A 230-nucleotide genomic window follows, 5' to 3' on the forward strand; every position below is an offset into this window, starting at 1 on the left:
CTTACGGCCATCTTGATTGTCGTCGGCGTCGCATCGCAGATTATTGGGCACCGCGTGTTCGAGCGGCGGCAGCCGGCGCTGGTCGACAATCCGACTCACCTGTTGCTGGGCCCAATGTTTGTCATGGCAAAGCTGTTTATCGCGCTGGGCTTTCGGCGCGATCTCGCCACCATCATCCAGGTGCATCCGCAAGGCGTTGCATCCTGATCTCAAATAGTTCAGCTTGAGTT

1 protein-coding gene is annotated in these 230 nt (G+C 57.4%); it reads left to right on the top strand.

Annotated elements, in window-relative coordinates; all coding sequences use genetic code 11:
- The coding region (locus tag QSV46_RS41280) for an Mpo1-like protein (protein ID WP_314964589.1) at positions 1-207 on the top strand (207 nt) is incomplete at its 5' end.
- Positions 208-230: the final 23 nt, after the last annotated feature.

The sequence above is a fragment of the Bradyrhizobium cosmicum genome, assembly GCF_032290525.1.
Lineage (GTDB): Bacteria > Pseudomonadota > Alphaproteobacteria > Rhizobiales > Xanthobacteraceae > Bradyrhizobium > Bradyrhizobium cosmicum_A.